This window comes from Arthrobacter psychrochitiniphilus (assembly GCF_003185915.1).
Classification (GTDB): domain Bacteria; phylum Actinomycetota; class Actinomycetes; order Actinomycetales; family Micrococcaceae; genus Specibacter; species Specibacter psychrochitiniphilus.
The window spans coordinates 182,185-207,643 of the sequence record NZ_QHLZ01000001.1 but is presented as its reverse complement, the minus strand read 5'-3'; the positions used below and the strand labels follow the sequence as shown (position 1 = coordinate 207,643).

Annotated in this window: 18 protein-coding genes and 1 riboswitch; of the genes, 9 read left to right on the top strand and 9 right to left on the bottom strand. The window is 60.5% G+C overall.

Features of this window, described 5'->3' with window-relative positions; translation table 11 throughout:
- Window positions 1–109: 109 nt before the first annotated feature.
- Window positions 110–463: a hypothetical protein gene (locus CVS29_RS00975; RefSeq protein ID WP_306457037.1), complete on the bottom strand. Its 354-nt coding sequence runs from the start codon at window positions 461–463 to the stop codon at window positions 110–112.
- Between the two features lie 17 nt (window positions 464–480).
- Between CVS29_RS00975 and CVS29_RS00970 the strand changes: the two genes are divergently transcribed.
- Window positions 481–783, top strand: a complete 303-nt coding sequence (locus CVS29_RS00970; protein ID WP_110104462.1) for a hypothetical protein — start codon at window positions 481–483, stop codon at window positions 781–783.
- 63 nt (window positions 784–846) lie between these two features.
- Here CVS29_RS00970 and CVS29_RS00965 read toward each other — a convergent pair whose 3' ends face one another.
- Complete coding sequence (locus CVS29_RS00965) at window positions 847–6,255, bottom strand: endo-alpha-N-acetylgalactosaminidase family protein (RefSeq protein ID WP_110104461.1); 5,409 nt, start codon at window positions 6,253–6,255, stop codon at window positions 847–849.
- 383 nt (window positions 6,256–6,638) lie between these two features.
- Between CVS29_RS00965 and CVS29_RS00960 the strand changes: the two genes are divergently transcribed.
- From CVS29_RS00960 to CVS29_RS00940, 5 genes are all read left to right on the top strand, one after another.
- Entirely contained in the window at window positions 6,639–7,544 is a 906-nt protein-coding gene (locus CVS29_RS00960) for an SIS domain-containing protein (RefSeq protein WP_110104460.1), read from the top strand.
- Between the two features lie 131 nt (window positions 7,545–7,675).
- Entirely contained in the window at window positions 7,676–8,716 is a 1,041-nt protein-coding gene (locus CVS29_RS00955) for an ROK family protein (protein WP_245931995.1), read from the top strand.
- A gap of 11 nt (window positions 8,717–8,727) precedes the next feature.
- The gene (locus CVS29_RS00950) at window positions 8,728–9,735 is read left to right on the top strand and encodes a 1-phosphofructokinase family hexose kinase (RefSeq protein WP_218868120.1); all 1,008 of its coding nucleotides are present in this window, start codon (window positions 8,728–8,730) and stop codon (window positions 9,733–9,735) included.
- Window positions 9,736–9,748: 13 nt separating this feature from the next.
- Window positions 9,749–10,600, top strand: coding sequence for a class II fructose-bisphosphate aldolase (locus CVS29_RS00945; protein ID WP_110104459.1), 852 nt, complete (start codon window positions 9,749–9,751; stop codon window positions 10,598–10,600).
- 33 nt (window positions 10,601–10,633) lie between these two features.
- Entirely contained in the window at window positions 10,634–11,431 is a 798-nt protein-coding gene (locus CVS29_RS00940; RefSeq protein ID WP_110104458.1) for a DeoR/GlpR family DNA-binding transcription regulator, read from the top strand.
- Between the two features lie 8 nt (window positions 11,432–11,439).
- On the opposite strand, the gene CVS29_RS00935 is transcribed toward CVS29_RS00940, so the two are convergent.
- Window positions 11,440–12,141 carry a response regulator gene (locus CVS29_RS00935; RefSeq protein ID WP_110104457.1) on the bottom strand — a complete coding sequence of 234 codons (702 nt, stop codon included), beginning with the start codon at window positions 12,139–12,141 and terminating at the stop codon, window positions 11,440–11,442.
- A complete protein-coding gene (locus CVS29_RS00930) occupies window positions 12,138–13,835 on the bottom strand; it encodes a sensor histidine kinase (protein ID WP_218867991.1) in 1,698 nt (565 codons plus the stop codon). The genes CVS29_RS00935 and CVS29_RS00930 overlap by 4 nt, the downstream gene beginning before the upstream one ends.
- A 154-nt stretch (window positions 13,836–13,989) precedes the next feature.
- On the opposite strand from CVS29_RS00930, the gene CVS29_RS00925 reads away from it, so the two are divergent.
- Window positions 13,990–15,381, top strand: coding sequence for a cation:dicarboxylate symporter family transporter (locus CVS29_RS00925; protein ID WP_110104456.1), 1,392 nt, complete (start codon window positions 13,990–13,992; stop codon window positions 15,379–15,381).
- A 104-nt stretch (window positions 15,382–15,485) separates the two neighbouring features.
- Here CVS29_RS00925 and efeB read toward each other — a convergent pair whose 3' ends face one another.
- The 4 genes from efeB to CVS29_RS00905 form a co-directional block, all read right to left on the bottom strand.
- Window positions 15,486–16,823 carry an iron uptake transporter deferrochelatase/peroxidase subunit gene (gene efeB, locus CVS29_RS00920; RefSeq protein ID WP_110104455.1) on the bottom strand — a complete coding sequence of 446 codons (1,338 nt, stop codon included), beginning with the start codon at window positions 16,821–16,823 and terminating at the stop codon, window positions 15,486–15,488.
- Entirely contained in the window at window positions 16,823–18,079 is a 1,257-nt protein-coding gene (efeO, locus tag CVS29_RS00915; RefSeq protein ID WP_110104454.1) for an iron uptake system protein EfeO, read from the bottom strand. The genes efeB and efeO overlap by 1 nt, the downstream gene beginning before the upstream one ends.
- 123 nt (window positions 18,080–18,202) lie before the next feature.
- Complete coding sequence (gene efeU / locus CVS29_RS00910; protein ID WP_110104453.1) at window positions 18,203–19,855, bottom strand: iron uptake transporter permease EfeU; 1,653 nt, start codon at window positions 19,853–19,855, stop codon at window positions 18,203–18,205.
- A 124-nt stretch (window positions 19,856–19,979) separates the two neighbouring features.
- Window positions 19,980–20,657 carry a histidine phosphatase family protein gene (locus CVS29_RS00905; RefSeq protein WP_110104452.1) on the bottom strand — a complete coding sequence of 226 codons (678 nt, stop codon included), beginning with the start codon at window positions 20,655–20,657 and terminating at the stop codon, window positions 19,980–19,982.
- A gap of 70 nt (window positions 20,658–20,727) precedes the next feature.
- Here CVS29_RS00905 and CVS29_RS00900 point away from each other — a divergent pair, with 70 nt between their 5' ends.
- The gene (locus tag CVS29_RS00900) at window positions 20,728–21,609 is read left to right on the top strand and encodes a CPBP family intramembrane glutamic endopeptidase (protein ID WP_110104451.1); all 882 of its coding nucleotides are present in this window, start codon (window positions 20,728–20,730) and stop codon (window positions 21,607–21,609) included.
- A gap of 182 nt (window positions 21,610–21,791) precedes the next feature.
- On the opposite strand, the gene CVS29_RS00895 is transcribed toward CVS29_RS00900, so the two are convergent.
- On the bottom strand, window positions 21,792–22,430 hold the full coding sequence (locus tag CVS29_RS00895; RefSeq protein WP_110104450.1) for a VOC family protein: 639 nt from the start codon (window positions 22,428–22,430) through the stop codon (window positions 21,792–21,794).
- 114 nt (window positions 22,431–22,544) lie between these two features.
- Between CVS29_RS00895 and CVS29_RS00890 the strand changes: the two genes are divergently transcribed.
- Complete coding sequence (locus CVS29_RS00890) at window positions 22,545–25,082, top strand: Tex family protein (protein WP_373366675.1); 2,538 nt, start codon at window positions 22,545–22,547, stop codon at window positions 25,080–25,082.
- Window positions 25,083–25,302: 220 nt separating this feature from the next.
- Window positions 25,303–25,420, top strand: a riboswitch (SAM riboswitch).
- Window positions 25,421–25,459 lie beyond the last annotated feature (39 nt).

Here is a 25,459-nt window from a genome sequence, read left to right as displayed (position 1 = left end):
CCCGGCTGTGGTCGGAGCGGTAAGGCATGGCTGATCGGTGTCAATACCAGCCCGTTCAATACCAGCCTGTTCATTGCGGGGCTGGACGTGAGTACAGCGGGATCACCGATCATATCGAAGACTCATGCACCTGAACCTCATGGGTTTGCGGGGGCTCAAGCGATTGATTCTTTGTTTCTACCCGCCGGGTGTACCCCTCTGCGATCAGAACAGCCATGACCGAGAGCAGACCAACGGCGAGGAGAACAATTCCAACCAACCCCACTTGAACGTTCTGGTTTGTATCGGTATTTGGTGTACTAGGGTCGCTGACCCACATGCTTATCTTCCCCATAGCCACCAGAACGATGCCGCAAATCGTTGCACCGAGGGATACTGTCCAGGCAGCAATTCTTGCCCACCGCTGGCGCCCCGTAATGTGTGTCATTGCAGAAGCATACTGCCCGAGCGGCAGAGCAACCAGAGGGAAGGAAATGGCTCATGCCCACACTGGCTCATGCTCACACTGGCTCATGCCCACAGCTGGCACGCCTCAAGCATGGGCGTGCGAAAAGTGGCTCCTTCTACCGCATGGCCAAGATGTGTTGGGCTGCTTTTGTCCCTCTGAGGGCTGGCGTAGAGGACGCCGGCAAGGAGCAACCCGTAACCGGCTCTTGGACGGGGATGCACGTCTCTGAACTGCAGCTCACGGGCCAGAAGTCTTTAGTCAGCATTCAATTCCCCGTTGTTCCGGCATCTCACAGCACTCCTGGAGGAGCGCAAAAGGAAGGGGTGCTGGCTTGAATTTCTTCAAGCGAGCACCCCTTCTTAGTCACTGCTTACTGCTTACTGCCGTGGTGACAGTGGCTAGAACCTAACCATGGCGCCGGCGGCGGCGGACCAACATGGTCCCCGCACCACCAAATAGGGCCAGCAAGGCAACGCCGAGGATCGGCAGCACTCCGTTGGCGCCAGTGTGGGAGAGCTCATCCCCGCCGGCGGGAGCAGTGGTTGCTCCCGAACTTGCGCCCGGTGTGGTTGCGCCAGGTGTAGTTGCACCCGGTGTGGTTGCGCCAGGTGTAGTTGCACCCGGGGTGGTAGCCCCCGGTGCTCCCGGAGTTGTGGGTCCCGTGGTGGCCGGAGCCGTCGGTCCCGTGGTGGCCGGCGCAGTGGTGGCCGGAGCCGTCGGGTCCGTGGTGGCGGGGGTTCGGTGGTGGGCGGGTCCGTCGGGTCCACTGCCTTGGCAGTGATCGTGAGGTTGACGGTTCCGCTTGCTTCCTTGCCGAACTTATCCGTACCAGTGGCAGTCAGCGTCGCTGTGCCAACAGCTGCGTCAGCCGGAACAACCAAGCTAAACGTAGCCACACCATCAGCGTTGGCCACGGCCGTGAGGTCATCGCCGGCTGCCAAGGCAGCAACGGCACCGGTGGTCAGCTTCAAGGTGGCTGTGGAGCCAGCCTTCAAGTCGGCAACCGTAACCTTATGTGTGGAGCCTTGCGCAACGGCGTTGCCACCGTCAACAACGGGTACCAGCGTCAAGGCCGGGGCCTCATCGCCACAGCTGAACTTGGCATCTGCCCAGTCAGCCCACTCGTCGCCATTGGTGCCGCCCACATTGATCTTGGCAACGTTCAGGTCAACGTAGTTCTTACCCGTGACATCGGCAGTGAGCTTAAGTGCCTCGTCATCAACTGTCAGCTGCGGGGACGTGGCAAGAGTTTCGCCATCGCCAACCACGGTGAACACCACGTTGCCGCGGTGTGCCTTGGGCAGCTTTGCATCATCGATGCCTACCATGGCGGTGAAACTGGTGCACTGTCCGCCCAAGTAGAAGCGAACACTGGAATCGGCGTGAACACCCAGACCCTTCTTGTAGACGGTGGCATCGATCGTGATCGGAGCACCGTCGCCTTCGGCGTCCTCACCGTTGTTCAAGTCACGCTCAACAGGGCCCCATCCGTTGGTGGGCGTGCCCACAAACTCCAGGTCGCTTGCGAAGACGTCCTGGGTGGGAGCTGCCGGCGGGGTGCCAACAATGCTCACGGCGACGGAGCCGGTGGCTGCCTTGCCGTTGCTGTCGGTACCAGCCACGTTGATGCTTGACTCGCCCTCGGTTGCATCCGCGGCAACCTTGTAGCTGTAGGTGGCAATGCCTGTGGCGTTGGCGGTTGCCTTGCCCAGTTCGGCGGTTCCCAGCGAGAAGGTTGCCTCAGAGTTGGCCTTCAAGTCACCAACGGTGACGGTGTAGGTCTTGCCCTGCTCCAGCGGACCGGCCGGGTTGACCACGGGGGCCAGCTCGAGTGCGGGGGAGTCATCCGAGCAGCGGAACATGGCGTCGGCCCAGTCGGCCCAGTCATTGCCGTTGCTGCCGTTGGGGTCAACAATCAGCTCAATATATTTGGCGCCGTTGAGCTTGACGTCAATGTTCTTGGCAGGTGTTGCGCCTGTCATAATGCCGGAATTGTAAAGTTCCGTTCCATCGCCGAGCACCTTGAAGATGACAGAGCCCTTAGTGCCTTGGAAATCGTCAACGCCGATGAGGGCGGTGAAAGCGGAGCACTGTGCACCCACAAAGTACTTGATCTTGGAGGCTGCGTGAACGCCGAGGCCCTTGCTGTACGTTTTACCGTCCAGCGTCAGTGCCTTGCCATCCTTTTCTCCCTGCTCGCCGTTGCTCAGGTCCTTTTCTGCAGGACCCCAACCATTATCAGGAGTGCCAATCCACTGCATGTCTGAGGCATAGGTATCTTCGGTGGGCGGGTGGGGCATGGTGTAGGCGCCCAGTGTGGTTTCCGCCACGCGAGCCCCGATCGGAGCCACCGTGGTGGTGTAAGTGGACGTGGCCTTGATGTTGTAATTGCCATCTGCCGTGGCCGGAGCCACCACATTCCACTTGGTGACTAGTGATGCGCCCGGAGCCAAGGAGGTTGCCGTGGCGGAGGTTGTTGCGGTGGCAGTCCAGCCCTCCGGCAACTGCAGTGAAACCTTGGCGTTAGCGACGGCGGCGGGCTCATTGGAGACCAACGTGGTGGTGAACTCGTTATCAGTTCCCTGCTCAATGATGGGTCCGGTTTGTGCAAGGGACAGCTGCGCACAGGCCGGAGTTTTGCTGGACTCACCCAGGTCACGGATCAGAAGATTATCCAAAGAGAAATCCGCTGCCGTGGTTCCGCTGCGCAACAAGCCAACATAGCTATCCCCACAGGCCGAAGCAGTGAAGTTCTGCACCCAACGCTCAGTTGTTTGCATGAGCGGGACAGGAGTTGACACAGTCTGTACTGCCCCTGCTGCCCCGTCATAGCCGCCTACCCAGGTGTATTCGCCAGCCTTGGCAGACTGGTAATCGAAGGAAATCTCATAGTCGTGACCCTGCGTAAAGGCCATGGTGGCGGGGGTGGTGCGGTACACCAGGCCCCCATTTTCCTCGTGTGAGAGCAAACTGAACTGGCCATCAAGGACGTTGTCAATGGGCTTGTTGTTCCAGCCCTTTTGCGTGTAAGGTGCGTGGATTGGGGCCAGGTGGGTACGCGGATCGGTGATACCACCGGCGTTGCCCTTCACAAACGGGCCCCAGCCCTGGTCAACGTTTTCAAAGTCTTCAGCCAACACCACACCGGTCGGTGAACCGGAAACCACATCAGCGGCACTGACATGCTCGGTCTTGATGACCCGGAAATCATCAATCAAGACGGCGGTGCTGCCTGCCGGGGCGGAGAACTTCACGGTAGGTGCATCGCCGTTGTTCGCCACGTCAATCAGCACGCGGACGCGTTGAGTGTAGGTGCGGTTCTTCTGATCTGCTGCAACAGTGTTGAACAAAGCAGAGGAGTTTGTGGTGTTCTTCACCGCGGGCTTATTCGAAACCGTTGCCTCAAGCGTGGTTTCACGTTTGCCGCGCGGGAACTTCTCCTGGTTGTTCACGGTTGGGTCAATCTCAACCCAGGCACTGACAGAGTAGGTGCCCTTATTCAAGGGAGCCAGTTTTTGCGAGATGCTGGAGGCGGCAGCCCCGAACTTGACGCTGTTCAGGCCCTTGGCAGAGTTGTTCACGGTGACATCACCTGTTGGTGCCCAATTGGCCAGGGCGCCGGAGTTGAAACCCGGGTCCTTGATGCCGGTGCCAAAGCCCCAGGCGGCGTCAGCGTTCGCCGGAACTGTTGCCAGTGCCGAGGTCGGTGCCAGCACGTAGGCGGTATTGGCCTTCGGGGACAGGCTGATCTTGCCGCCTGTGACAGGAACGTCGCTGAGGAACTTACGGCCCTGATCGGTGAGCTCATAGAGCTTCAAGGTGCTCTGTGTGGCGAAGGCTGGGGTCAGAGTCCATGTCTGGGCGCCGCCATCACGGCTGTAGTTGTACAGCTTGGTCTGGTTGTTGGTGTCATTGACGGCCTCTTCACCGAACTGCACCAAATCGCTGGACCAGGGGAGCAAATAATTGTGCCCCTCCAGAACCTTGGCACCGTTCTGAGTGATGATGCGATTCTCCAGCGTGGTGCCCGTGACGCGCAGATTATTCTCGAGGGTGATGGCCTCGGGTGTCCACGTGGTGATTTCCTGCTGCTGGAGGAACTTGGCGGGGACGTTGTTGTCCCAGACGTTCTTGAGGAAATTGTTGTAGTTGTTCTGTCCCGTCCAGCCCTGCCACTCCACCAAGTGTGGTGTGCCTAGGCGCGGATCCGGGTTCCACGTATCGCGTTGGGTGTTCTGGGAGAAACGCAGAATTTCTGAGTTCCAACCCTTATTGGTGCTGCCACCGTAGTTTTCATCCACAGCCCAGTGTGACCAGGTGTTGTTGCGGACCAAGGAATCAGCCCACTCAGAAGAAACCGAGTACCCGGCATCGATGAGGTTGCGCTGGAGGCGCTCGCCCACCCATCCTGACTCGTAATACACATCAACATAGTTGGCCGTCAGATTGTCATTGACAGATTCGGCCATGCCATCCAAGCGGGATTTCTGATCTCCAGAAAGCACGTCGTGGCGTTGGTCAATGATGTAAGCCTGTTCCAGCCAGTTCCAGTTCTTCTGCGGCGGTTGCTTAATGAACTGCTCATTGAATGAATGGGCAGAAGGGTAGGCCTCGGTGTTGTTGATGTGCACAGTGAACGTGGCACCAAACTTCTTGGCCTGCTCCAGCATGGTGTTCATGTCGGCAAGCCCGCCAGCGCGGACGTTGAAGTTGCCGTCAAAGTCGGTGTTGGCGGAGTCGTGGCCCTCCGAGGTGAAGCCCTTCTCCAAGGAGTACTGGCCCAGTCCATCAGTGGCCAGAGCTACGTGCTTGACGTCATCGAGGGTGCGCAGGAACGGGTTGGTTGCCTGGCTGGCAAAGTTGAAGGGAATGCTCTGAACTACACGGTTCTTCACATCCTCCCAACCATAAGGTTTGATCTGAATATCACGCGAGGCAATGGCGCCATCTTGCCAATTGACTTTTCCATCGGCGTTGACGTCGCCGGTGATGATGACCTTGGCCATGGGTAGTGGCTCAGTTTCGGTGGAGTTCTTGGCACGGTACAGCCAGGCACCGGAGGAGAAGCCTACCAACTTGTTGGCGCCATCGGCCTTGACTTGACGCCAGATCCTGCCCTTGTCGGCGCCAGCGAGCCCGTTATCCGGGGCCCCAAAGGCACCGTCATACATTGAGTTGGACTCAAAGCTGGCTGCCAAATCATTGGTGTTGGCTATAGCCACCATGGAGGTTTTAGCCTCAGCATCAACAGCAGTGTCAGCGGTCAGCGCGGTGATGTTGTCACCGCTCTTGGCTCGGTCAACGGAAACCACTGCGGTGGCAAGGCTCGCCCCGGCCTGAGCTGAGGACAGTGTGATGAGGTCCTGGTCCATGATCTGGAGGCGTTCGACCTTGGCGGTCCCGGTTTCGGTGATCTCGGTGATGTTGAATGTGAGCACATTCTTCTCAACAGCGAGTTTGGCTTTCATGCTCACGCCAGCCATACCGGGAACGGCAATGGCGTACTCGATCGACTTGCCATCGACATTGACCTTGGAAGTCACGGTGACGGCCTGATCCGCGCCGTTGATCTTCATCTTGGTGGCGACGGCGGTGGCGCCCGTCATGGTTTTTGTCCCCAGCGTGTATTTCAGCGCCTGCGGGAAGGCAGTAGAAACCTCGACGGACATGGTTCCTGAGGTAATCACCGCCGTTCCATCAGCCGCGAAGGCAGGTAGGGCGGCGGCGATAGGGACAATGGTGCCAGCCATGACGGCCCCGGCAATTCCCATCCCCAACCACTTTCGGTGGTGTCGGGTCAATGACATCAAGAACTCCTTGAACAGCTTTGTTGCAGGTGCAAGTGGCAATTTGCGCACTTGTTGGTGGTGACGCTGATGAGGGTGAGCTTAAGGATTGTGGCCCACCTCACTCTGTTATCCATAACACTGTAGCAGTCCAGCGCTTGTGTGACGCCTCGTTTCGGCAACACTTTTTTGCTTGATGAGGGCGCTGCGCGCGCCCTGGCGAGGCCCTGGCCCTGAGCGACCCACGCCCTTCCTGCCAGGGCCAACCGGCGTGATGGTCAGTGATTGAATCTGACGTTTTCAAGACGTAAGCAATCAAGTTGTGCTATTGTTGAGGCAGCAGAAGATACCCGAAGGTATTGAGAATTTGCCCTCGGGGCCCTATTTGAGGAGAAATAAGTAGCATGAGCGAGAACACCCAGCTTGGCCCCTTCATGGATGCCGAACTCACCAGCCAGCCCGAAGTGTGGGCCCAGGCAATTGCCCAGGCTAAGAGTGAGAACCTGCTACCGGCCGACGGCGCACGCGTTGCTGTCATTGGCTGCGGCACCTCTTGGTTCATGGCACAGAGCTACGCCACGGCACGTGAAGCCGCCGGCAAGGGTGTAACCGACGCCTTCGCCGCATCCGAAGCCTTCTTGGGTGCCGAGCGCGGCTATGACGCTGTCATCGCCATCACCCGCTCAGGGACCACCACCGAGGTGCTGGAAATCCTCACCGCGATCAAGGGCACCGTGCACACCGTTGCACTGGTGGGCGATATCAACTCACCGATCATGACCTTGGCTGACGCCGTAGTGGAGCTTCCCTACGCTGACGAGCAATCAGTGGTGCAGACCCGCTTCGCCACCACCGCGTTGACCTACCTGTTGACAAGTGTTGGCATGGATCTGAGCGCCGCCGTTGAGGACGCCAAGATCACCGTCACCGCACCCGTTGAGCAGGAACTTATTGACGCTGAGCAGTTCACCTTCTTGGGAACCGGCTGGACCGTAGGCCTGGCCCACGAGGCTGGCCTGAAGATGCGCGAAGCCGTTCAGGGCTGGACCGAATCCTACCCGGCCAAGGAATACCGCCACGGCCCCATCTCCATCGCAGCCCCGAACCGTGTCACCTGGATGTTCGGCGACCAGCCCGAAGGCCTGGACCGCGACGTTGCCAAGACCGGCGCCCTGTACATCAACACCACCGTGCATCCGTTGGCCGAGCTGGCCCGCATTCACCGCGTCACCTTGGAACGTGCCCGCGCCCGCGGCATGAACCCTGACCTGCCGCGTAACCTCTCACGCTCGGTCATCCTGGACGACTAGTCACACCGGTGTCCGGCTAAAATGTTAGGCACCCCACTTCTTCCGAGGTGGGGTGCCTGCTGTTTGCCACCACCCTTTGAGCCGCAACCTTCCCAAGTTTGCACGCACTGAACGCCGAAAGAGACTTATTCATGAACACCTTGATGAACCGCGCTGGAGAAACTGGTGCTGCTGATGACAGCGGTGTAGGCAACACCTCTCTTGTCCAGGATGCCGTCCTGGCTTTTGATATTGGTGGCACTGACATGAAGGCCGGAATTGTCCTGGGTGGACTAGGCGGTGAGGGTGGACTAGGCGGTGAGGTTGGGCTAGGCGGTGAGGTTGAGGTCCGTGACCTCCAACGCCACCCCACACCTCTTGACGGGGAGCGCTCGGGGGCCAGCGTTTGCGCCCGCATTGTTGAGCTCACGGGACAGTACCGTAGCGCCCATCCCGAGCTGAAAATCTCCGCCGTTGGCGTCACAGTGCCCGGCATTGTGGATGAAGAGAACGGTATTGGCGTGTTTTCAGCCAACTTGGGCTGGAAGAACTTCCCCTTCACAGCAACACTGACACAAGCCCTTGGCCTGCCTGTGGGATTCGGGCACGACGTCGGGATGGCTGGTGAAGCTGAATTCCGGCTAGGTGCCGCCGTGGGCAAGACGGATGTGCTGGTCATGGTCATTGGCACGGGAATTGCCGGGGCCGTGGTGTGTGATGGCAAACGTATTGCCGGTGGCGGCTACGCAGGTGAAATTGGCCACGCCATGGTGCCTTCTCCGGATGGCGGCATGGCCATCATGGAATCCCTGGGCTCGGCAGGGGCTGTTGCCCGCCGCTACACCGCTGCCACCGGCACACCTGTGGCAGGGGCCCGCGATGTTTTGGCGCTGGCCGCCGAAGGTGACCTTGCGGCCAAGACCGTCTGGGCTGATGCCATAGACGCCTTGGCTTTTAGTGTGGCTCAGTGCGTATCCATCCTAGGTACCGAAACAGTTGTTCTTGGTGGTGGCTTGTCCATGGCTGGCGCGGCACTCTTTGAACCGTTGGCGGCACGGGTTGATGAACTCCTGACGTTCCACCGCCGCCCCCACTATGTACACGCAGCCCTGGGCGAGAACGCCGGCCTCATAGGTTCGGCACTGAAGGCTCGCAGCCTTCACGCCGCCTCGGCCGAGGAAGGGACAGCATGAACAACCCTGGCATGAACAACCCTGGCGTGAACAACTCTGGCGTGAACAACTCTGATTTGAACAACCTGGTCCTGACGCTCACCCCCAACCCGGCCGTTGATGTCACTTACACCGTTGACGGCGTGGAATTGGGTTCCTCCCACCGTGTCCCCACCCCGTTGTACAGGGCCGGCGGAAAAGGCTTAAACGTCTCACGGGTTGCCCACCAGCTGGGCTTTCCCACCCTGGCCATCGCCACGGTGGGCGGACTGTCGGGGGAGCGGTTCCGTGCGGACCTGGCATCCTCCGGCATACCGCACCACTTGGTACCCGTGGCTGCTGCCACCCGCAGCAGCATCGCCTTGGTGGATACCGCCGCGGATTATTGCACCAGTATTTTCAACGAGTCCGGCCCAGCACTCACCGCACAAGAGTGGCAGCGTCTGGCTGCGGCGGTGGTGGATGGCTTGGCTGGCAGCCAAACATCCACCGGTGTCCGCAAGCCGGGCGTGCTGGTGGGCTCGGGTTCCCTCCCGGAAGCTGCGCCGGATGATTTCTATCCGGCACTGGTGGCTCTGGCTCACGCTGCCGGGGTTCCGGCCATCATTGACACCTCGGGTTCCGGCATTGTGGCTGCTGCCAAGGCCGGAGCCGATCTACTCAAGCCCAATAACCACGAGCTCATGGAAGCCGTCGCTGAAAAGGACCTGGTTAGTGCCGCCCGCAAACTCATGGACTTCGGTGCCAAACGGGTGCTCGTCAGTGTTGGCGAGGAAGGCATGCTGGCCTTCAGCGCCGAGAGCCCGGGTACTTTTTTGCAAGCGAAACTGCCAGCACCCCTAAGTGGGAACCCCACGGGGGCCGGAGACGCGGCGGTGAGTGCGGCCGCCGTCGCGCTTGCCCAGGGAGTCTTGGACCTGCGGGAGATCCTGCGCCGGGCCACCTCCTGGAGTGCCGCCGCCGTTCTCATGCCCGGTGCAGGGGAAATATCCCCACGGTACGCGGAGCTCGCCGATCAACTCATCATCACAGAACACTAAGGACCTTTTTAAGATGGCATTGACAAACACCCGCGAGATCATGGACCTGGCCGTCAAGACAGGGGTGGGACAGGGCGCGTTCAACGTGATCCACCTGGAGACCCTTGAAGGGCTGATTGCCGGAGCGGAGCGGGCCGGGCGCCCTCTGATCCTGCAGATCTCGGAGAACTGCGCCAAGTTCCACGGTGGGCTGGAACCCGTTGCGGCAGCCACCCTGGCAGCGGCCCGAAAGGCCAGCGTGCCGGTGTCCGTGCACCTGGACCACGCCGAGGATGAAACCCTGGCCTACCAGGCCGTGGACTTGGGATTCGGCTCCATCATGTATGACGGCGCACACTTTGAGTATGAGCAAAACGTTGAGGTTACGGCCCGTGTGGCCGCCTACGCCCATGAGCGCGGCGTATATGTTGAGGCCGAGCTGGGCAAGGTGGGTGGCAAGGACGGTGCGCATGCCCCCGGTGTGTTGACCGATCCGCTTGAAGCGGCAGCCTTTGTTGCTGCCACGGGCGTGGATGCGCTGGCCGTAGCGGTGGGTTCCTCACATGCCATGACCGAACGTTCCGCAGCCTTGAACCTCACCCGTATAGCGGAGCTGAAGGCCGCCTTGAGCGTGCCCCTCGTGTTGCACGGCTCATCGGGTGTCTCGGATGAGAACATAGTGGCAGCCATTGCGGCAGGCATGACTAAGATCAATGTCTCCACACACCTGAACGGGTTCTTCACCCGGGCGGTGCGAGAATATTTGCAGGACAACCCTGCCGTGGTGGATTCACGCAAGTATCTTGGCGCTGGCCGCGATGCTTTGATCCCGGAAGTTTCACGGCTATTGAGCATGTTTGCAGGAATTGCCGCAACGGAAAGCTAATTCTCAAGGCCTGTGGGCCGCCAAGGAGTGGACATGAACAGAACTGAACGGCTCACAGCCATTTTGGACATCTTGGCGGCCGACGGCCATGTAGAGGTCGATGAGATCGTGGGAAAGCTCGGGGTCTCCCCGGCTACGGCCCGCCGCGATCTGGACTCGTTGGCCAATGAGCGGCTGCTGACACGAACCCGTGGCGGTGCCACCAGTGGTTCTGTTTCCTATGACCTTCCGGGGCGCTACAACCGTGATGACCATGCGGAAGAAAAGCAGCTGATCGCGCACGCTGCCAGCGCGTTGATTCCCAAGGGCGCTGTTATTGGTTTGTGCGGCGGAACCACCAGCACGGCTTTGGCACAGGTGCTCTCCACCCGCGAGGACCTGATGGTGCATTCCAACAGGCCCACGCTGACGGTTGTCACCAATGCCATCAATATTGCGGCGCAGCTGGCCATCCGCCCCAATTTTAAGATCATGGTGACAGGTGGGATCGTCAACCCGCGCTCGTACGAGTTGGTGGGTCCCTACGCCGACAGTATTTTGCAGCGCGTGGCACTGGATTTTGCCTTCATTGGTGTCAACGGGATCGAGCCAGGTGCCGGTCCCACCACCAATGATGAGGGGGAGGCCTCGGTGAATTCCAGGATGGCTCGGCGCGCCTCGGAAGCCTACATTTTGGCGGATGCCTCAAAAATTGGCAAGCGCGCCTTCGCCACCATGGAAGAGCATGATTTCCGCAACCTGATCACTGATGCCCGCATCACCGATGAGCAGCTTGCGGCGTTCCGGGAAGCCGGTACCAACGTGATTGTGGCCCCGCCGCTTGAGCATTGAGTAGTTGCTCAGCGGGGGAGTAGCCAGTGGTATTCCAGTTCCGGGCGGCCTGGGGAACCATGCCGGGGCGCTTTGCTGGCGGAACCAGTTTCCACCAAATGATCCATATACCGGCGCGCTGTCACTCGGGACATGGCTAGTTCGGCAGCGGCCTCGGTGGCCGATGCTGGATGCTGGTGGGAACGGAGCCAATCAGCTACTGCTCGAAGCGTCTCCGGAAGCATGCCCTTGGGCAACACCAATTTCCCTGTGGGCCGCAGCTGTGAAAGTGCCCGGTCAATGGCATCCTGGGAGGTTTGGGTCCTGTCCGCCAGAACAGAGTGGTAGCTGCGGTAATTCTCCAGCTTTTCCCGGAACGCAGCAAAAGTGAAGGGCTTGATCAGATACGCCGTAATGCCCAGCGCAATGGCTGACCGCACCACCTGAACATCGCGCACCGCCGTGATGGCCACAACATCCGGGACCAGTCCCAGTCCGTGAATGCGCCGCAACAAATCCAGACCGTGCCCATCTGTGAGGTTCATGTCTAACAGAATCAGTTGCACGGCAGGGATGGCGGGATCATGCAAGGCTGCCAACGCGGCCTGCATGCCATGGGCTTGGGCCACCACCTCAAAACCGTCCAAGCGGCGCACATACTCTGCGTGAGCGGTCAACGCGATGGCGTCATCGTCCACCACAAGGACCCTGATGGGGGCAGGTACGCTCATGGTGTTCCGTTCATTGATGACGAATGGGCTTCAAGGGCGTCCACCGGAAAAACCGCGGTCATGAGGGCACCGCCGTCGTTCTCACCGGTGATGGTGCCGCCCAGAGCGGTGGTTGCGCGGCGAATCAGTGCCATGCCGTAGCCGCGACCGCCCGGGGAGACCGAGGATTTATCTGTGGTGCCTATTCTGCCAAGGATATCCAAATCGGTAGTGGGCAGGCCGGGACCGTTGTCGGCAACTGTAATGGTGAGCTCGCCGTCGGCCACCAGCAGATCCACCCACACTGTGGGACTGTCGCTACAACTAGCGGCGGCGTCCATGGCGTTGTCCACCAAGTTGCCCAGCAGTGTGACCAGTTCGCGCGGATCCAAGGTGTCCGGTGGCAGTATTCCGGCGGCGGTCAGCTCCAGGCTCACGCCGCGCTCAGCAGCCTGGGCGCGTTTGCCCAGCAGCAGAGCGGCCAGGAATGGCTCATCGAGTGCTTCGACAAATTTCCCGCCCAGGCGCACGGTGTCACGATGTTCAGCCGTGGCGAAGTCCAAGGCTTCACGGGGCCGCTCTAGTTCGATCAAGGAAATGATGGCGTGCAGCCGGTTTGCATGTTCGTGGGTTTGGGAACGCAGGGCCTCCACCAACGTCTGGGTACTGCTGAGGCTGCTCGCCAGGGCCGTCAATTCTGTGTGGTCACGCAAGGTTGTCACAGTCCCTGCTGGAGCGTTGTTCCCCGGGGCGAGCGCCGGACGCTGGCTCACCACCAAGAGCCGATCACCGGCTAGATGAACCTCATCGGTGGCGGTACGGCCACTTTCCAACAGTTCCCGCAGTGAATCCGGCAGTCCCAAGGAATTCAAACTAGGCTGCGCTGCTGGCGTCTGCCCGGCAGTGGGAGCCGTGTGCCCTAGTGACTTGTGCCGTAGTGAGGTGTGCTCTGATGACTTGTTCCCGAGCGCCGTGATCCCGAGCAGCAATGCCGCGTGGTCGTTGTAGAGCACTATGGTGCCGCGCGTATCCACCAGTACCAAGCCTTCACGCACTGAATGGAGCACGGATTCGTAGTACGTGAACAGCTGGCCCAGTTCTTCAGGGCCCCAACCCAGGGTGACGCGTTTGAGGTATCTGCCCAATGCCCAAGCTGCCAAGGAACCGGCCATCAACAGCGCTGCAGCCAGCCCCAGAACTGTGGGGAGCCTGCTGGCTACCAGCACTTGGACATTGTCCACGGTGGTTCCAGCTGCCACCATGGCAAGCACTGTCCCGTCAGTGTCCTTGACGGGAACAATCACGCGAACCGACGGCCCAAGAGTGCCCGCCGTGGTTTCAAAATAAGTACTTCCGGCCTGTGCCTGGGCGATGGATCCCACATATTGCTTGCCGATCTCTGCAGGATCGGGGTGAGTCCACCGGATACCTGCGGGGTTCATCATGGTGACGAAATCTACGTGCGCATCAGCCATCACGGACTTTGCATACGGCTGCAGCGTGGCGCTCGGATTGGGTTGCTTAGCCGCAGCTGCCACGGCGGGGGAATCGGCGATTGCGGTGGCCACGGCAAGCAGCCGCGCGCTGGTCTGCTCATAAGTGCGGGAGCCGGCGTCGTGCACCATCACCGTGGCCAACCCGGCGGTCAAGAGCACCACAAAAATCAGGTTGGCAACGAACAACCTGCGGGCAATACTCCAGCCACGCCACACCATGAACAACCTTTCGTGCGACCAATATGAACACAACGGTGAGATAAGTCACGTTGCGGGGCAATCTTATGTGAGGCGGATGCCACGCCCTACCTACCAATGCTAATCACCAGCCGCGCAGACCTGCAAAGCAAAAACGCATAAGCAAGGAGTCACTATGAGCTCTCAAGGACGAGGGACCCTCAGCACGGCCAAGCCGGCAAAACGCCGGCTGGATAAAACCCATTGGCTGTACATTGCGGTCATCGCCGCGGTGGTTTTTGGTGCGGCGATCGGCCTGCTTGCTCCCGAAGTGGGCAAGTCACTGAAGCCGCTCGGGACCATGTTCATTGCGCTGATCAAGATGGTCATTGCACCCATCATTTTCTGCACCTTGGTGATTGGTGTTGGCTCCATTGCCAAGGCTGCCACCGTGGGCAAGGTGGGTGGCCTGGCGCTGCTGTACTTCATGACCATGTCCACCGTGGCGCTGGCTATTGGTTTGCTGGTGGGCAACATCATCCACCCGGGAGCCGGTTTGCACTTGCAGCCTTACAAGGCCGGTGGCGGCGCCGAGGAGAACTCCACTGTGAAGTTTTTGATGGAAATGATCCCCGGGGATATCCCCGTACTGCCCACCCTGGTGCTGGCCCTCATGGTTGGTTTCGCAGTGCAGTCCCTGGGCAAGGCCGGCGAGCCGGTGCTCAACGGCGTCAAGCACATTCAAAAAGTAGTGTTCAAGCTGATGACCATGATCATGTGGCTGGCTCCGGTAGGCGCCTTCGGTGCCATTGCCGCAGTAGTAGGTGCCACGGGCTGGGCCGCCATTGGTTCCATGGCCATCCTCATGGGTGCCTTCTACCTGACGTGTGCACTGTTCATCGTGGTGATCTTGGGTTCCATCCTGCGTCTAGTGACTGGCCTGAACATCTTCACCCTGATGCGTTACCTGGGCCGCGAATACCTGCTTATTTTCGCAACCTCCTCCTCCGAGTCGGCCCTGCCGCGACTGATGGCCAAGATGGAACACGCCGGTGTTTCCAAGCCCGTTGTCGGCATCACTGTCCCCACCGGATACTCCTTCAACCTTGACGGTACCGCCATCTACCTGACCATGAGTGCCTTGTTCATCTCCACCGCCATGGGCCTGCCGATGAACCTTGGCGAGCAGATTGGCCTGCTGGTCTTCATGGTCATTGCCTCCAAGGGTGCTGCCGGTGTCACCGGTGCCGGTCTGGCAACTCTGGCTGCCGGTTTGGCCGCTCACAAGCCGGTTCTGCTCGATGGCATGGGCGTGATTGTGGGGATCGATAAGTTCATGTCCGAGTGCCGCGCACTCACCAACTTCACCGGCAACGCCGTGGCCACCTTGCTGATTGGCAAGTGGACCCACGAGCTTGATATGGACAAGGCCCGCGAAGTCCTAGCCGGCCGTGACCCGTTCGATGAAATCAATATGGACGACGACGATCACGGCTTCGGCTCTTCGGCTGGTGCTGAGGTTACCCCGGGTGCTGCTGACGGTTCCGCTATCTTGGAAAAGGACAACCGCGTCCCCGTAAACGTCTAGTTTCAGCCCGCACCAACGAATCGATCCGTGAGCTAATGCCGCTTAGAAGTGTCTAAGAGGCATTAGCTCACGGGTCGATCTGGGAATAGCTGAGCGGGAGCCGTCTAGGCGAAGAATTCTTTGCCGTAGTAGCTACCCGCGGCGGGTAGCCCGGCCGGAACGGCAAATACTCCTGAGCCCACGTGCCGGATGTACTCGTTGAGCCGGTCCGATTTTCCCATCTTGCGCTGCAGCGAGATGAATTGTTCCGGGTCTTTCTGGAAGCTCAAGAACATCAGGCCTGCATCGAGCCTGCCTACGGAGTCCAGTCCATCGGTGAAGTTGTAGCCGCGGCGCAGGATCTTGGTGCCACCATTGTTTTCATGCGCGGCCAGGGCCATGTGTGAATCACCTGGAATGGCAGGGGCGCCGCCGTGCACGGCATGGAAGTTTGGGACATCATGTTCCTTGGCCCCTGACAGGGGTGCGCCCTCGGCCTTGGTGCGGCCAAAGATGCTTTGCTGGTCCCCAATGGGGTCCTCGTCCCAGGTCTCAATGAGCATGTGGATTTTGCGGGCCACCAAGTAGCTGCCGCCTACCATCCATGGTTGTCCGGCCTCGTCCCCGACCCACACGTGCTGCGCAAAGTCGTCGTCGCTGGTGATGTTCCGGGTGCCGTCCTTGAAGCCCATGAGGTTTCGCGGCGTGGTTTGATTCGCCCCGGCCGAGGCGCGGCCAAAGCCCAGGACAGTCCATTTTGTTCGCACGGACGTCCGGGCCATCCGTGCCAGGTTCCGTACCGCGTGGTATGCCACTTGCGGATCGTTGGAACAGGCCTGGATACACAGGTCACCGCCTGTCATGGCGGGATCCAGCGATTCCCCGGCCATGGCGGGCAGCTGTGCAAAGTCCACGGGCTTGAACTTCTCCAGCCCAAACCGTTCGTCAAAGAGCGAGGGCCCAAAACCCAGTGTCAAGGTCAGTCCGTGGGCACCCAAATCTGTAGCCTCACCCGTGTCAACGGGAATGGCGTGCTCACGGCTGGGCTCAACTTTCCCTACGGGGCGCCCGGCCGTCATTTGTGCCATGGCCGCAGACCACTTGGCCAGCACCAGCTGCAACTCCACGGCGGTTGTGGCGGTCAGATCAAAGCTGGTGAATACCAGATGGTCCTGCGGGGCTGTGGCGATCCCTCCTTGGTGTTCCCCGTAGAAAGGTTCCGTGAGGGCAGAACGCTGCTCCACCAGTTCAAGGTCGGTGGGCGGCGTGGGCGCCTTGGCGCCAGTCAGTGCCACAGCAGCACCAGCACCCAAAACCAGCCCGCCGGCACCGGCAACGGCTGCCGAGCCGCCAAAGAATCGTCGCCGCGAAAGCTGCTGTGTAGCAGGCTGTTCAGGCTGTTGTGTTTGTTGTGCAGGTTTTTGGGCGGGTTGTTGGTCCGGGGCGGCTGTGGGCTCGTTCATTAGACGGTGGCTACCTTTTCCGAGATCTTGGCCAGCGGTGCCTGCAAGGCCTGGATCAGTGCGGTGAGCTTGGCGCCGTCGCTCTTCTTGAGCTCGTCCGTGTAGGGCTTCCAGCCGCCCAGGGCCGCCTCATCCTGGTAGCCTGTCAAGGCCTTGTTGACATTCTCAAACTGGGCCTCAATTTGGGCGCTCAGGGTCCCGTCAATCTCTTCCAAGGCGGGCTTAAGGTATTCAAATGCCTGCTGTGAGCCTTCAATGTTGGCGGCGAAGTCCAGCAGATCCAGCTTGGAGTATGCTTCTTCTTCGCCGGTGATTTTGGAGGACTGGACCTCCTCGAGCAGTCCGCTGGCGCCGTTAGCCAGTTCCTCGGGCTTGTAGGCGCCGGTGTTTTCCAATTCCTTGGTCAGGGATGCCAGCGTGTGAACATTCTTCACGATCCCGGCAGCCAGCGCTTTGGTGGAGGCAGTGATGGCTTTGGCTTCGAAGAGGTCCTTTTCGAGGGGGTGGAAACCTGTCCACTCGGTGCCTGGTTCAACATCGGCCACACGCAAATCCAGGGCCGGATCCAGATCGGGGAAGCTCTCTGCCACGGGCTCAATCCTCTCGAAGAAGGGGCGCGCCGCTGCGTAGGCTTTTTGGGCGGCGTTCACGTCACCGGCATCCACTGCGGTTTGCAGCGCCGCCACGGCGCTGACAAGGTTCTCCACCTGACCTGTTACGTACTTTGCGTAGCCGCTGGTGCCTTCTTTGAGTAGTTCGCTGACACCGTTGGCTGCGGCTGAGGCAGCACTACCGGTCACCGTGAAGGGGACATTCTCTGTGCTGGCGCCGGGGCAGTAGAGCTGGTATTGGCCACCAGCCAAGGTCACGGTGAAACTGACAGGCTTCAGGCCGGGGATGACGTTCTCACGCTCGCCCAGGATTCGCTTGTCGCTGAGCAGTTCTACTTCGCTGACGCCGGAGGCATCCTTGTTCATTACGGTGAAGGTGACTGGGCCAGCCGGTGCAAAAGCGTGGTCAGGCACGCATTGTTCTTCACCGTTGACCTGCTCAACACTGACGTTGATCTGGGCTGCGCCATTACTGACGGGAGCAGCGCCCTCCTGAGAAGTGCTCTCTGCCGATTTTCCAGAGGAGTTCTCAGAGGAGTTTCCAGAGGAGGGAGCGGCGCCGCATGCTGCCAGCGAAAGCGCTAGCACTGCCGCTCCGGCGAAGAGGGCAGGAACTCCGGGGCGGGTGATTCGGGAGGAAGTCATTGAGGTCCTTAGATCAAGCTGGTGGTCTATATGAGGTGTGTTGCAAAAGTGATGCTCTAAAACGTGGTGTCTACAAAAGGATCGATTTCACGGCGTCCAGCGGCTGTTTCAAGATGCTGATTTTCAAGATGCTGCTGCCGAGCGCTGCGGGGTGGTTTCGGATTTTGTGGCGCGTGCTGTGCTGGTACCTGCTGCCCGGAGCTTTCGCAGGCCTGCGACGGCCAGGAAGAGTGCGGTGATGCCCAAGAGCGCTGGCAGATACCGCGCCCACAGAACGTTTTCTGAGGCGGCGGATTCGTAACTGTTCAGTGCCGCCACGGTGGAACTAACCTGGGCGTCCGGGACGTGCCAGCCTTGCCCGTTGTGCACGGCAATGGTCCGTGGTGAGCCAAGCCCGCCACCGGTGAGGGTGAGGGTGCTGGCCTGAGTGTTGACGGCGTCCACTATGACCCCTTGGGCCATCCAGAGCGTGATCTGGCCCTGGTGCTTCCACGAGGCGGTGAAGGGGCCCGGGTTGGCTGAGGCGCTGATACCCACCGGCATGCGGCCGCCGTTGAGAGTGGCCAGTTCCTTGGCCGTGAGGGTGGCAGATTCGGTGCTCTCGCCGGCAGTTCTCTGGCCTGGTGCGCTCTTGCTCGTGAAGACCGAGACGGTGCGCCCGGCGTGAGATTCCGTGCCGTGTCCCGTGAGTTCATGCGAAATTTCGGTGCCGTTGCTAGCTGTTTCTACGAGGGAGAGGGATGCTGGCGCGGACCAAGAAGCAAAGAGATCTCCGAGAGTGGCACCGGAAGCGTCTCTTTGCTGCGCAACGCGCAGCGTGGCTGCCGGGTCACCGGAGGAGGTGATGGCCGCCGTCGTGCTGGTAGCAAGAGAGTTCGCGGGGATGGCCAGGGGTGCGGCGATGGCGAGGGTCAGGGCAGCAATGCCCATGGCTCCGGCAGTGGCGAAGTACACGCGCGGCAGGGCTGCCGGGCTGGGTCGCCAGGTGCGCGGCCAGAGGATGAAGGCCAGCATGGGGATCAGGTACAGGGCCCAGCCCAAGAGCTCCACAACGCGGGGATCCGGCGAGATGCCGAACACGCCGGTGAGGATTGCGGCCCGGGCGGAGCCGTTGGGTGCCAGCCAGGTGAGATCGATCGTGGTGCCTTGGCCTACGTTAAGCCACCCGGCCTCGTGCGCGGTCCGTAGGGATTTCATGACCAGACCGGCGGCCACGAACACCAGAAATATGCCGGTGGCTTTGAAGAACTTGGCCAGGTTGAGCTTGATGGCGCCGCGAATGAGCAGGAAGCCAATGCCGCAAGCAATGCCCAAACCCAGCACGGCGCCCAATCCGGCTGCCAGCGGGCTCAGGGATGATTGGAAGGCGGCAACCATGAAGACGGCGGTTTCCACGCCTTCTCGCAGCACGGCCAGAAACGCCATGAGCGCCAGTGCAGTGACGGAGCCGCCCTTGAGGGCCGACCAAGCATGCGTCTCGAGAACGGATTTCATGGAGCGCGAATTCTTGCTCATCCACAGGATCATGTAGGTCACTATCAGCACGGCCGCGGCGCCAATGAGCGTCTCCATGGCTTCTTGCTGCTGTTGTGGCAGCGCCGCTGAGACTAGTTCCAGCACAATTCCTGTGAGGGCGCTCAGGAGGACCGCGGCACCCACACCCAGCCACATTGGCCGAAGGGATACGCCATTGCGGCGCAGAAATGCTGCGATCATACCCACTATGAGAGCGGCTTCGAGGCCTTCACGAAGGCCAATGACAAATGTTGCGAGCACGTGTTGCTCCGGAGTCCGTCGAAGGTGCGACTGGGGTCTGCCCCTGTACTTAGGCAAGGTTACCCTTTGAAGGACTAAAAAATATAATTAGGCCAGTGGAGTGTGGCCTATTGCGGCACTTGTGTCACCAAATGTGTTCGGGAGCGTCCATGACTGTTTTGGTGGGCTCGGCGGCCGTCCATTGCGCAAAGGGGGCGTCCAGGATGTAGCGCTGGCCGTCCTTGATGAGGGTGCGAGTTTCGGCGTTGGAGGGATTGTTCAGTGACTCAAAATACTCCACCGACCAGTGGAACCAACGCATGCAAAATAGCCGCATGGTCAGCCCGTGCGTGACCAGTAACGTGTTGGGAGCGTAGTCGGGGCGGGCCCAGTGGCGGAAGAGGGTTTCCATGAAGGAGGAGACCCTGTCATAAACATCTGAGCCCGATTCGCCTTCCCGAAAGCGGTAGAAGAAGTGACCGTAGGCGTTGCGGAGTTCCTTTTGGTCGGCAATCTCTGCGGGGTTCTGGAAATTTGCCCAATCCTGCTCCCGCAACCGCGGCTCTTCCATGACGGTCTCTACGAGGTCCCCCAAATTCATGGCTTCAAGGGTTTGATGGGCACGCAGATACGGTGAGACGTAGACGCGCACTTTTTGGCCATCCAATTGCCTGCGCACATGCTCACCGGTTGCCTTCGCCTGGGCCACGCCCAGCTCCGTCAATGGGATCCGGTAATCCGGCAGCCGGTTGTAAATGCTCTGGTCCACATTAGCCGCCGACTGGCCGTGACGGACCATGATGATTTGACGAGGAGCACCCATCTGCTGACCCTATCCCAGCCGGGGTGCGGTCCGGGTGCACAAATGCTCTGGGCCGTGCATCATTACGTATATGAGTGAACAGCGTCCCGTACTTCCCGCGTCCGACGGCGGCCCTTTTGTCCCAGCCCCAACCCCCTCACGTGCCGGGGGCGCTGGACTTGTGGGAAGCCCTGATTTTGCTGGGGGTGCGGATTTTGCTGGGGGTGCGGAGTGGGGGAGTAAGTCCCGGCGCCGGCTGATCATTGAAGTATTGCTGGTCCTGGGACTCTCACTGGGGCAGTCGGCCGTGTACTCGGTGGTCTCGTTGCTGGACAAAATGAGCCGGGCACCCATAGCCCAAGGCACTTCTACCTTGAATACTGTCCAAAGCAACCGCGAGTTCTTTGACTTTACGTACCAGATTCTTGGCATCTTCTTTGCCCTGGTGCCGGTCATGCTGGTGTTTTATCTGCTGGCCGAGCCGGGCAAGTCAGTGTTCAAAAAGATCGGGCTCGATTGGCGGCACCCGTTCCGTGATGCGCTGGGTGCGCTGGGCTTGCTGGTCATCATTGGGGTGCCATCGTTAGGGCTGTATGCGGCTGGCCGGGCCATGGGCATCACCACCGAGATCATCCCCAGCGCCCTGAATCAGTACTGGTGGACTATCCCGGTACTGATCCTCTCAGCCATCCGGGCCGGGGTGCTGGAGGAAGTGATTCTCAACGGCTACCTGCTGGGGAGGTTGACAAAGATTGGGCTAAGCTGGTGGGCTGCCATCTTCCTGGCGGCATTGCTGCGGGGAAGCTATCACCTCTATCAAGGCTTCGGCCCGTTCATTGGCAACTTTGCCATGGGCCTGCTCTTTGGCTGGGTTTATAAAAAGTGGGGCCGAGTAGCGCCGTTGGTGATAGCCCACGCGCTGGTAGACATTGCGGCCTTTACGCTGGGCCCGGCACTGGGCTTCGGCGGCTGATGTTTTCTGCCCGGCGTGCTGTGTGCACTGTGCGCCGGGTACGCGAGGGCGCGCCGAAGACCGCGGACCGTGCGCCGGGTACGCGTGGGCGCGCCGGGCGAACTGAGAAACGCCAGCAGGGCCCACCCTCACTGGAGGATGGGCCCTGCTGGCTTAGTGCTTAGTACTTGATGGTGAGAGTGCTAGATGGTGACCTGGCCGTTAGCCGTTTCAAAGGTGACGGACATGATGCCGGGGGTGCCGCGCGGGGCGATCCATTCCACAGCGACGTCTTCCAGAGGGGCCTCGACGGGTTCGCCGAGCCATTCTGTGACGCGTTCGGCGCTGCCGGCAATGGTCAAGGAGGACAACCGCACGGTGGCGGCACGGGCCTGGGAAGGGTGCAAGGTGGGGTCGCCCTCCCATTTGAGCATGTAGGGGACTTGGGGGTCGGCAATCAGGCCCTTGATGCCGATCTGTTGCCAGATAAGTTCCTGGCCGTCGGGGAATTTGCGGTTGCCCGGGACCGCGCTGCGTCCCAGTCGATCCTCAAAGGGGGCTAGGTCGTCAACGGCGACGCACCAACCCATCCAGCCACCACCTGCTGCGGAGCGGGCCTTGACAGCCTGTCCAAAGGGGGCCTTATCCGAGGCCGGGTGGTTGAGGCACTCGACAATTTCCAAATAATGGTGATCGGTCAGGGGGATGATCATATTGCGGGTGCCAAAGCGCGGGTGTATTCCGCCCTTCACCGCGGTGACCCCGAGGGCTGTCGCGATTCGCTCCGTGGTGGCAGCCAATCCATCTGATTCACTGGCGTAAGAAACATGATCCATTCGCATGAGTTCATCTTGGCACTTTGTTCCATTCCGCTCGACTTAGCGTTACCTAAGTCACATGGGACGTCTGATGTTGGGGTGCTGCGCGAACTCTGCCGGTGGGGCAGAATTGGTAAGGTGACTGAGACTGATGCACCCTTGAATCTGCCCACCGCCGCAACCGTGGCCGAGCGTATAGCCACCGCCATTGCCGCCGAGTTGGGTGTGCGCGCCGCCCAAGTGCGGGCTGCCATTGGCTTGATGGACGACGGCGCGAGCGTGCCCTTTATTGCCCGGTACCGAAAAGAAGTCACCGGGACCCTCGATGACACGCAATTGCGTGATCTGGAGGAGCGGCTGCGCTATCTGCGTGAGCTAGAGGCCCGCCGCATGGTGGTGCTGGAGACCATCCACGGGCTGGGCAAACTTAGCGCGGTGCTGCGCCGATCGGTGGAGACTGCCGCCACAAAATCGGAGCTGGAGGATCTGTACCTGCCGTACAAATCCACCCGCAAGACCAAGGCGGATACGGCTAGGGAAGCGGGTCTGGAGCCTTTGCTCGACGCGCTGCTGGCGGACCCCTCAAAGTTCCCGGCCGTAGAGGCTGACGCCTTCGTGGATGCCGGACGCGGCGTGGACACAGGCGATGACGCGCTTGCCGGCGCCCGGGCCATCCTGATTGAACGTGCTGGTCAGGATGCGGTTTTGGTGGGCGAGCTGCGTGAACGGCTCTGGAAAACTGGCCGGCTGCGTTCCTCCGTCAAGGCGGGCAAGAGCTCCGACGGGGAGAAGTTCAAAGACTATTTTGACTTCGCACAGCCGCCGCACACCCTGCCCAGCCACCGGGTATTGGCCCTGTTGCGCGGTGAAAAAGAGGGTGTGCTCTCACTGGACCTGGCAGAGGGTGATACCCGCGATGCAGACGCTCAAGTGCAGGCCCGCGCCAAGTATGAAAACGCCGTGGCCCACTCACTTGGCATTGCCGAATCCGGCCGCGCTGCCGACTCCTGGCTCGTGACCAGTGCCAAGCTGGCGTGGCGCACACGCATCCTGACCCGCCTCTCGGTGGACCTGCGCGTGCGCTTGTTCCAGAGTGCAGAAGAGGAATCAGTGCGGGTCTTTGCTGCAAACCTGCGCAATGTTCTGCTCGCCGCCCCGGCCGGAAACCGCTCCACCTTGGGCCTTGATCCGGGCCTGCGCACAGGTACCAAGGTGGCGCTCGTGGACGGGACCGGCAAAGTAGCGGCAACGGATACCATTTACCCGCACGCACCGGTAAATCGCTGGAACGAATCCCTGGCAACCCTGGTATCACTGGCGCAAAGGTATGACGTTGAGTTGATTGCTATTGGCAACGGCACGGCGAGCCGTGAAACTGACAGGTTGGCCACTGAACTTGTGGCTGAGCTCAAGCGGATCAATCCCGAGCGAAAAGTCACCAAGCTGGTGGTCTCCGAAGCTGGCGCGTCCGTCTATTCGGCGTCCGCCTTGGCTAGTGCCGAACTGCCTGGCATGGATGTGTCTTTGCGCGGCGCTGTCTCGATTGCTCGCCGGCTACAGGACCCGCTGGCCGAACTGGTCAAGATCGAACCCAAATCCATTGGGGTGGGGCAGTATCAGCATGATCTGACGCCGGCCAAGCTGGACCGCTCCCTCGACGCCGTCGTAGAAGACTGTGTCAACGCCGTGGGGGTGGACCTGAATACTGCTTCACCTGCGTTGTTGGCGAGGGTGGCCGGGGTGGGTCCCTTGTTGAGCGAGAATATTGTGGCTCACAGGAACCAGCACGGGCCCTTCAGCAAGCGGCGCGAACTGCTCAAGGTGGCGCGGTTGGGGCCCAAGGCTTTTGAGCAGTGTGCCGGGTTCCTGCGGATCACCGGGGGAGCGGAGCCGCTGGATGCCTCCAGTGTGCACCCTGAAGCGTACGGTGTGGCACGTAAAATCCTCGCTGCAGTGGGTGCAGGGGCCCACGATATTGCCGGAGGCGTTGGGGCCGTGGGTGGCGTGAACCCGGCCGACTTCGTGGACGGTGACTTTGGTCTGCCCACGGTTGCTGACATCATCTCCGAGTTGCAAAAGCCTGGCCGTGACCCCCGGCCCCGTTTTGAGACTGCCACCTTTGCTGAGGGCATTGAGAAGATCACCGATCTGCGCCCCGGCATGATTCTAGAAGGCACCGTCTCGAATGTGGCCGCCTTCGGAGCCTTCGTCGATATTGGTGTCCACCAGGACGGGCTGGTCCACGTCTCAGCCATGAGCAACAGCTTCGTTTCGGACCCGCACACCGTGGTTAAATCCGGTCAAGTGGTGCGGGTAAAGGTTCTAGAAGTTGAGCCCGAGCGCAAACGCATCTCTTTGACGCTGCGCCTTGATGATCAAGCCGGGGAGAGGAACGCCAAGCCCGACGCCGGCTCCCGCACGTCCGGAGGTCCCTCACCTGCGCGCAGTGCGCCCCCAAGTGGCAGCCCGGCTCCGAAGAGTGGCAGCCCGGCTCCGAAGAGTGGAGCTAGCGGCCAGCGCCGGCAGGGTAATCAGGGCTCGCAGGGTCGCCAAGGTGGGCAGCCCCGGGATAGAGGGACGGGTACCTCCACCAATACGGCTAATACCACCAGCACAGCCAGCACAGCCAATACAGCCATGGCAGAAGCCCTGCGCCGGGCAGGCCTAGGAAAGTAGCCACTCGCTTACCGGCCCGCCCGGACAAGCCAGTGGAAAATGATCCCGATCTACACCCGAAACCCTGCCGGGCGCCGTGCAGGGGGAAAAATCTCTCCAATATCAGTGACTAATTCGCCCTAAAGCTCTCTCTTGCGCAAATTCCACGCAAATATTCGCAAAAAGTCATAAACTCGTCATATTCTTGCGAAATCTTGGGCATTCTTTCACACTGGAGGCAGGTCATGAGTGTCAGCGAATAGCCCCGGCTTGCTGACCGGCAACCCTCCTTCCGCGGCGGGGTGCCCCGGGTGAAGACCTGGCACCGAACCATCCGGTTTGAGGTGCAAGCGCGGGCCATATCCGTTCAGGCCCTTCCCGCATGGCGCGGTGGAGGG

Bases quoted from the DNA above. Each gene is read 5' to 3' on its own strand.
- CVS29_RS00970 (WP_110104462.1), top strand. From the start codon at position 481: ATGCCCACACTGGCTCATGCTCACACTGGCTCATGCCCACAGCTGGCA.
- CVS29_RS00965 (WP_110104461.1), bottom strand. From the start codon at position 6,255: ATGTCATTGACCCGACACCACCGAAAGTGGTTGGGGATGGGAATTGCC.
- CVS29_RS00960 (WP_110104460.1), top strand. From the start codon at position 6,639: ATGAGCGAGAACACCCAGCTTGGCCCCTTCATGGATGCCGAACTCACC.
- CVS29_RS00955 (WP_245931995.1), top strand. From the start codon at position 7,676: ATGAACACCTTGATGAACCGCGCTGGAGAAACTGGTGCTGCTGATGAC.
- CVS29_RS00950 (WP_218868120.1), top strand. From the start codon at position 8,728: ATGAACAACCCTGGCGTGAACAACTCTGGCGTGAACAACTCTGATTTG.
- CVS29_RS00945 (WP_110104459.1), top strand. From the start codon at position 9,749: ATGGCATTGACAAACACCCGCGAGATCATGGACCTGGCCGTCAAGACA.
- CVS29_RS00940 (WP_110104458.1), top strand. From the start codon at position 10,634: ATGAACAGAACTGAACGGCTCACAGCCATTTTGGACATCTTGGCGGCC.
- CVS29_RS00935 (WP_110104457.1), bottom strand. From the start codon at position 12,141: ATGAGCGTACCTGCCCCCATCAGGGTCCTTGTGGTGGACGATGACGCC.
- CVS29_RS00930 (WP_218867991.1), bottom strand. From the start codon at position 13,835: ATGGTGTGGCGTGGCTGGAGTATTGCCCGCAGGTTGTTCGTTGCCAAC.
- CVS29_RS00925 (WP_110104456.1), top strand. From the start codon at position 13,990: ATGAGCTCTCAAGGACGAGGGACCCTCAGCACGGCCAAGCCGGCAAAA.
- efeB (WP_110104455.1), bottom strand. From the start codon at position 16,823: ATGAACGAGCCCACAGCCGCCCCGGACCAACAACCCGCCCAAAAACCT.
- efeO (WP_110104454.1), bottom strand. From the start codon at position 18,079: ATGACTTCCTCCCGAATCACCCGCCCCGGAGTTCCTGCCCTCTTCGCC.
- CVS29_RS00905 (WP_110104452.1), bottom strand. From the start codon at position 20,657: ATGGGTGCTCCTCGTCAAATCATCATGGTCCGTCACGGCCAGTCGGCG.
- CVS29_RS00900 (WP_110104451.1), top strand. From the start codon at position 20,728: ATGAGTGAACAGCGTCCCGTACTTCCCGCGTCCGACGGCGGCCCTTTT.
- CVS29_RS00895 (WP_110104450.1), bottom strand. From the start codon at position 22,430: ATGCGAATGGATCATGTTTCTTACGCCAGTGAATCAGATGGATTGGCT.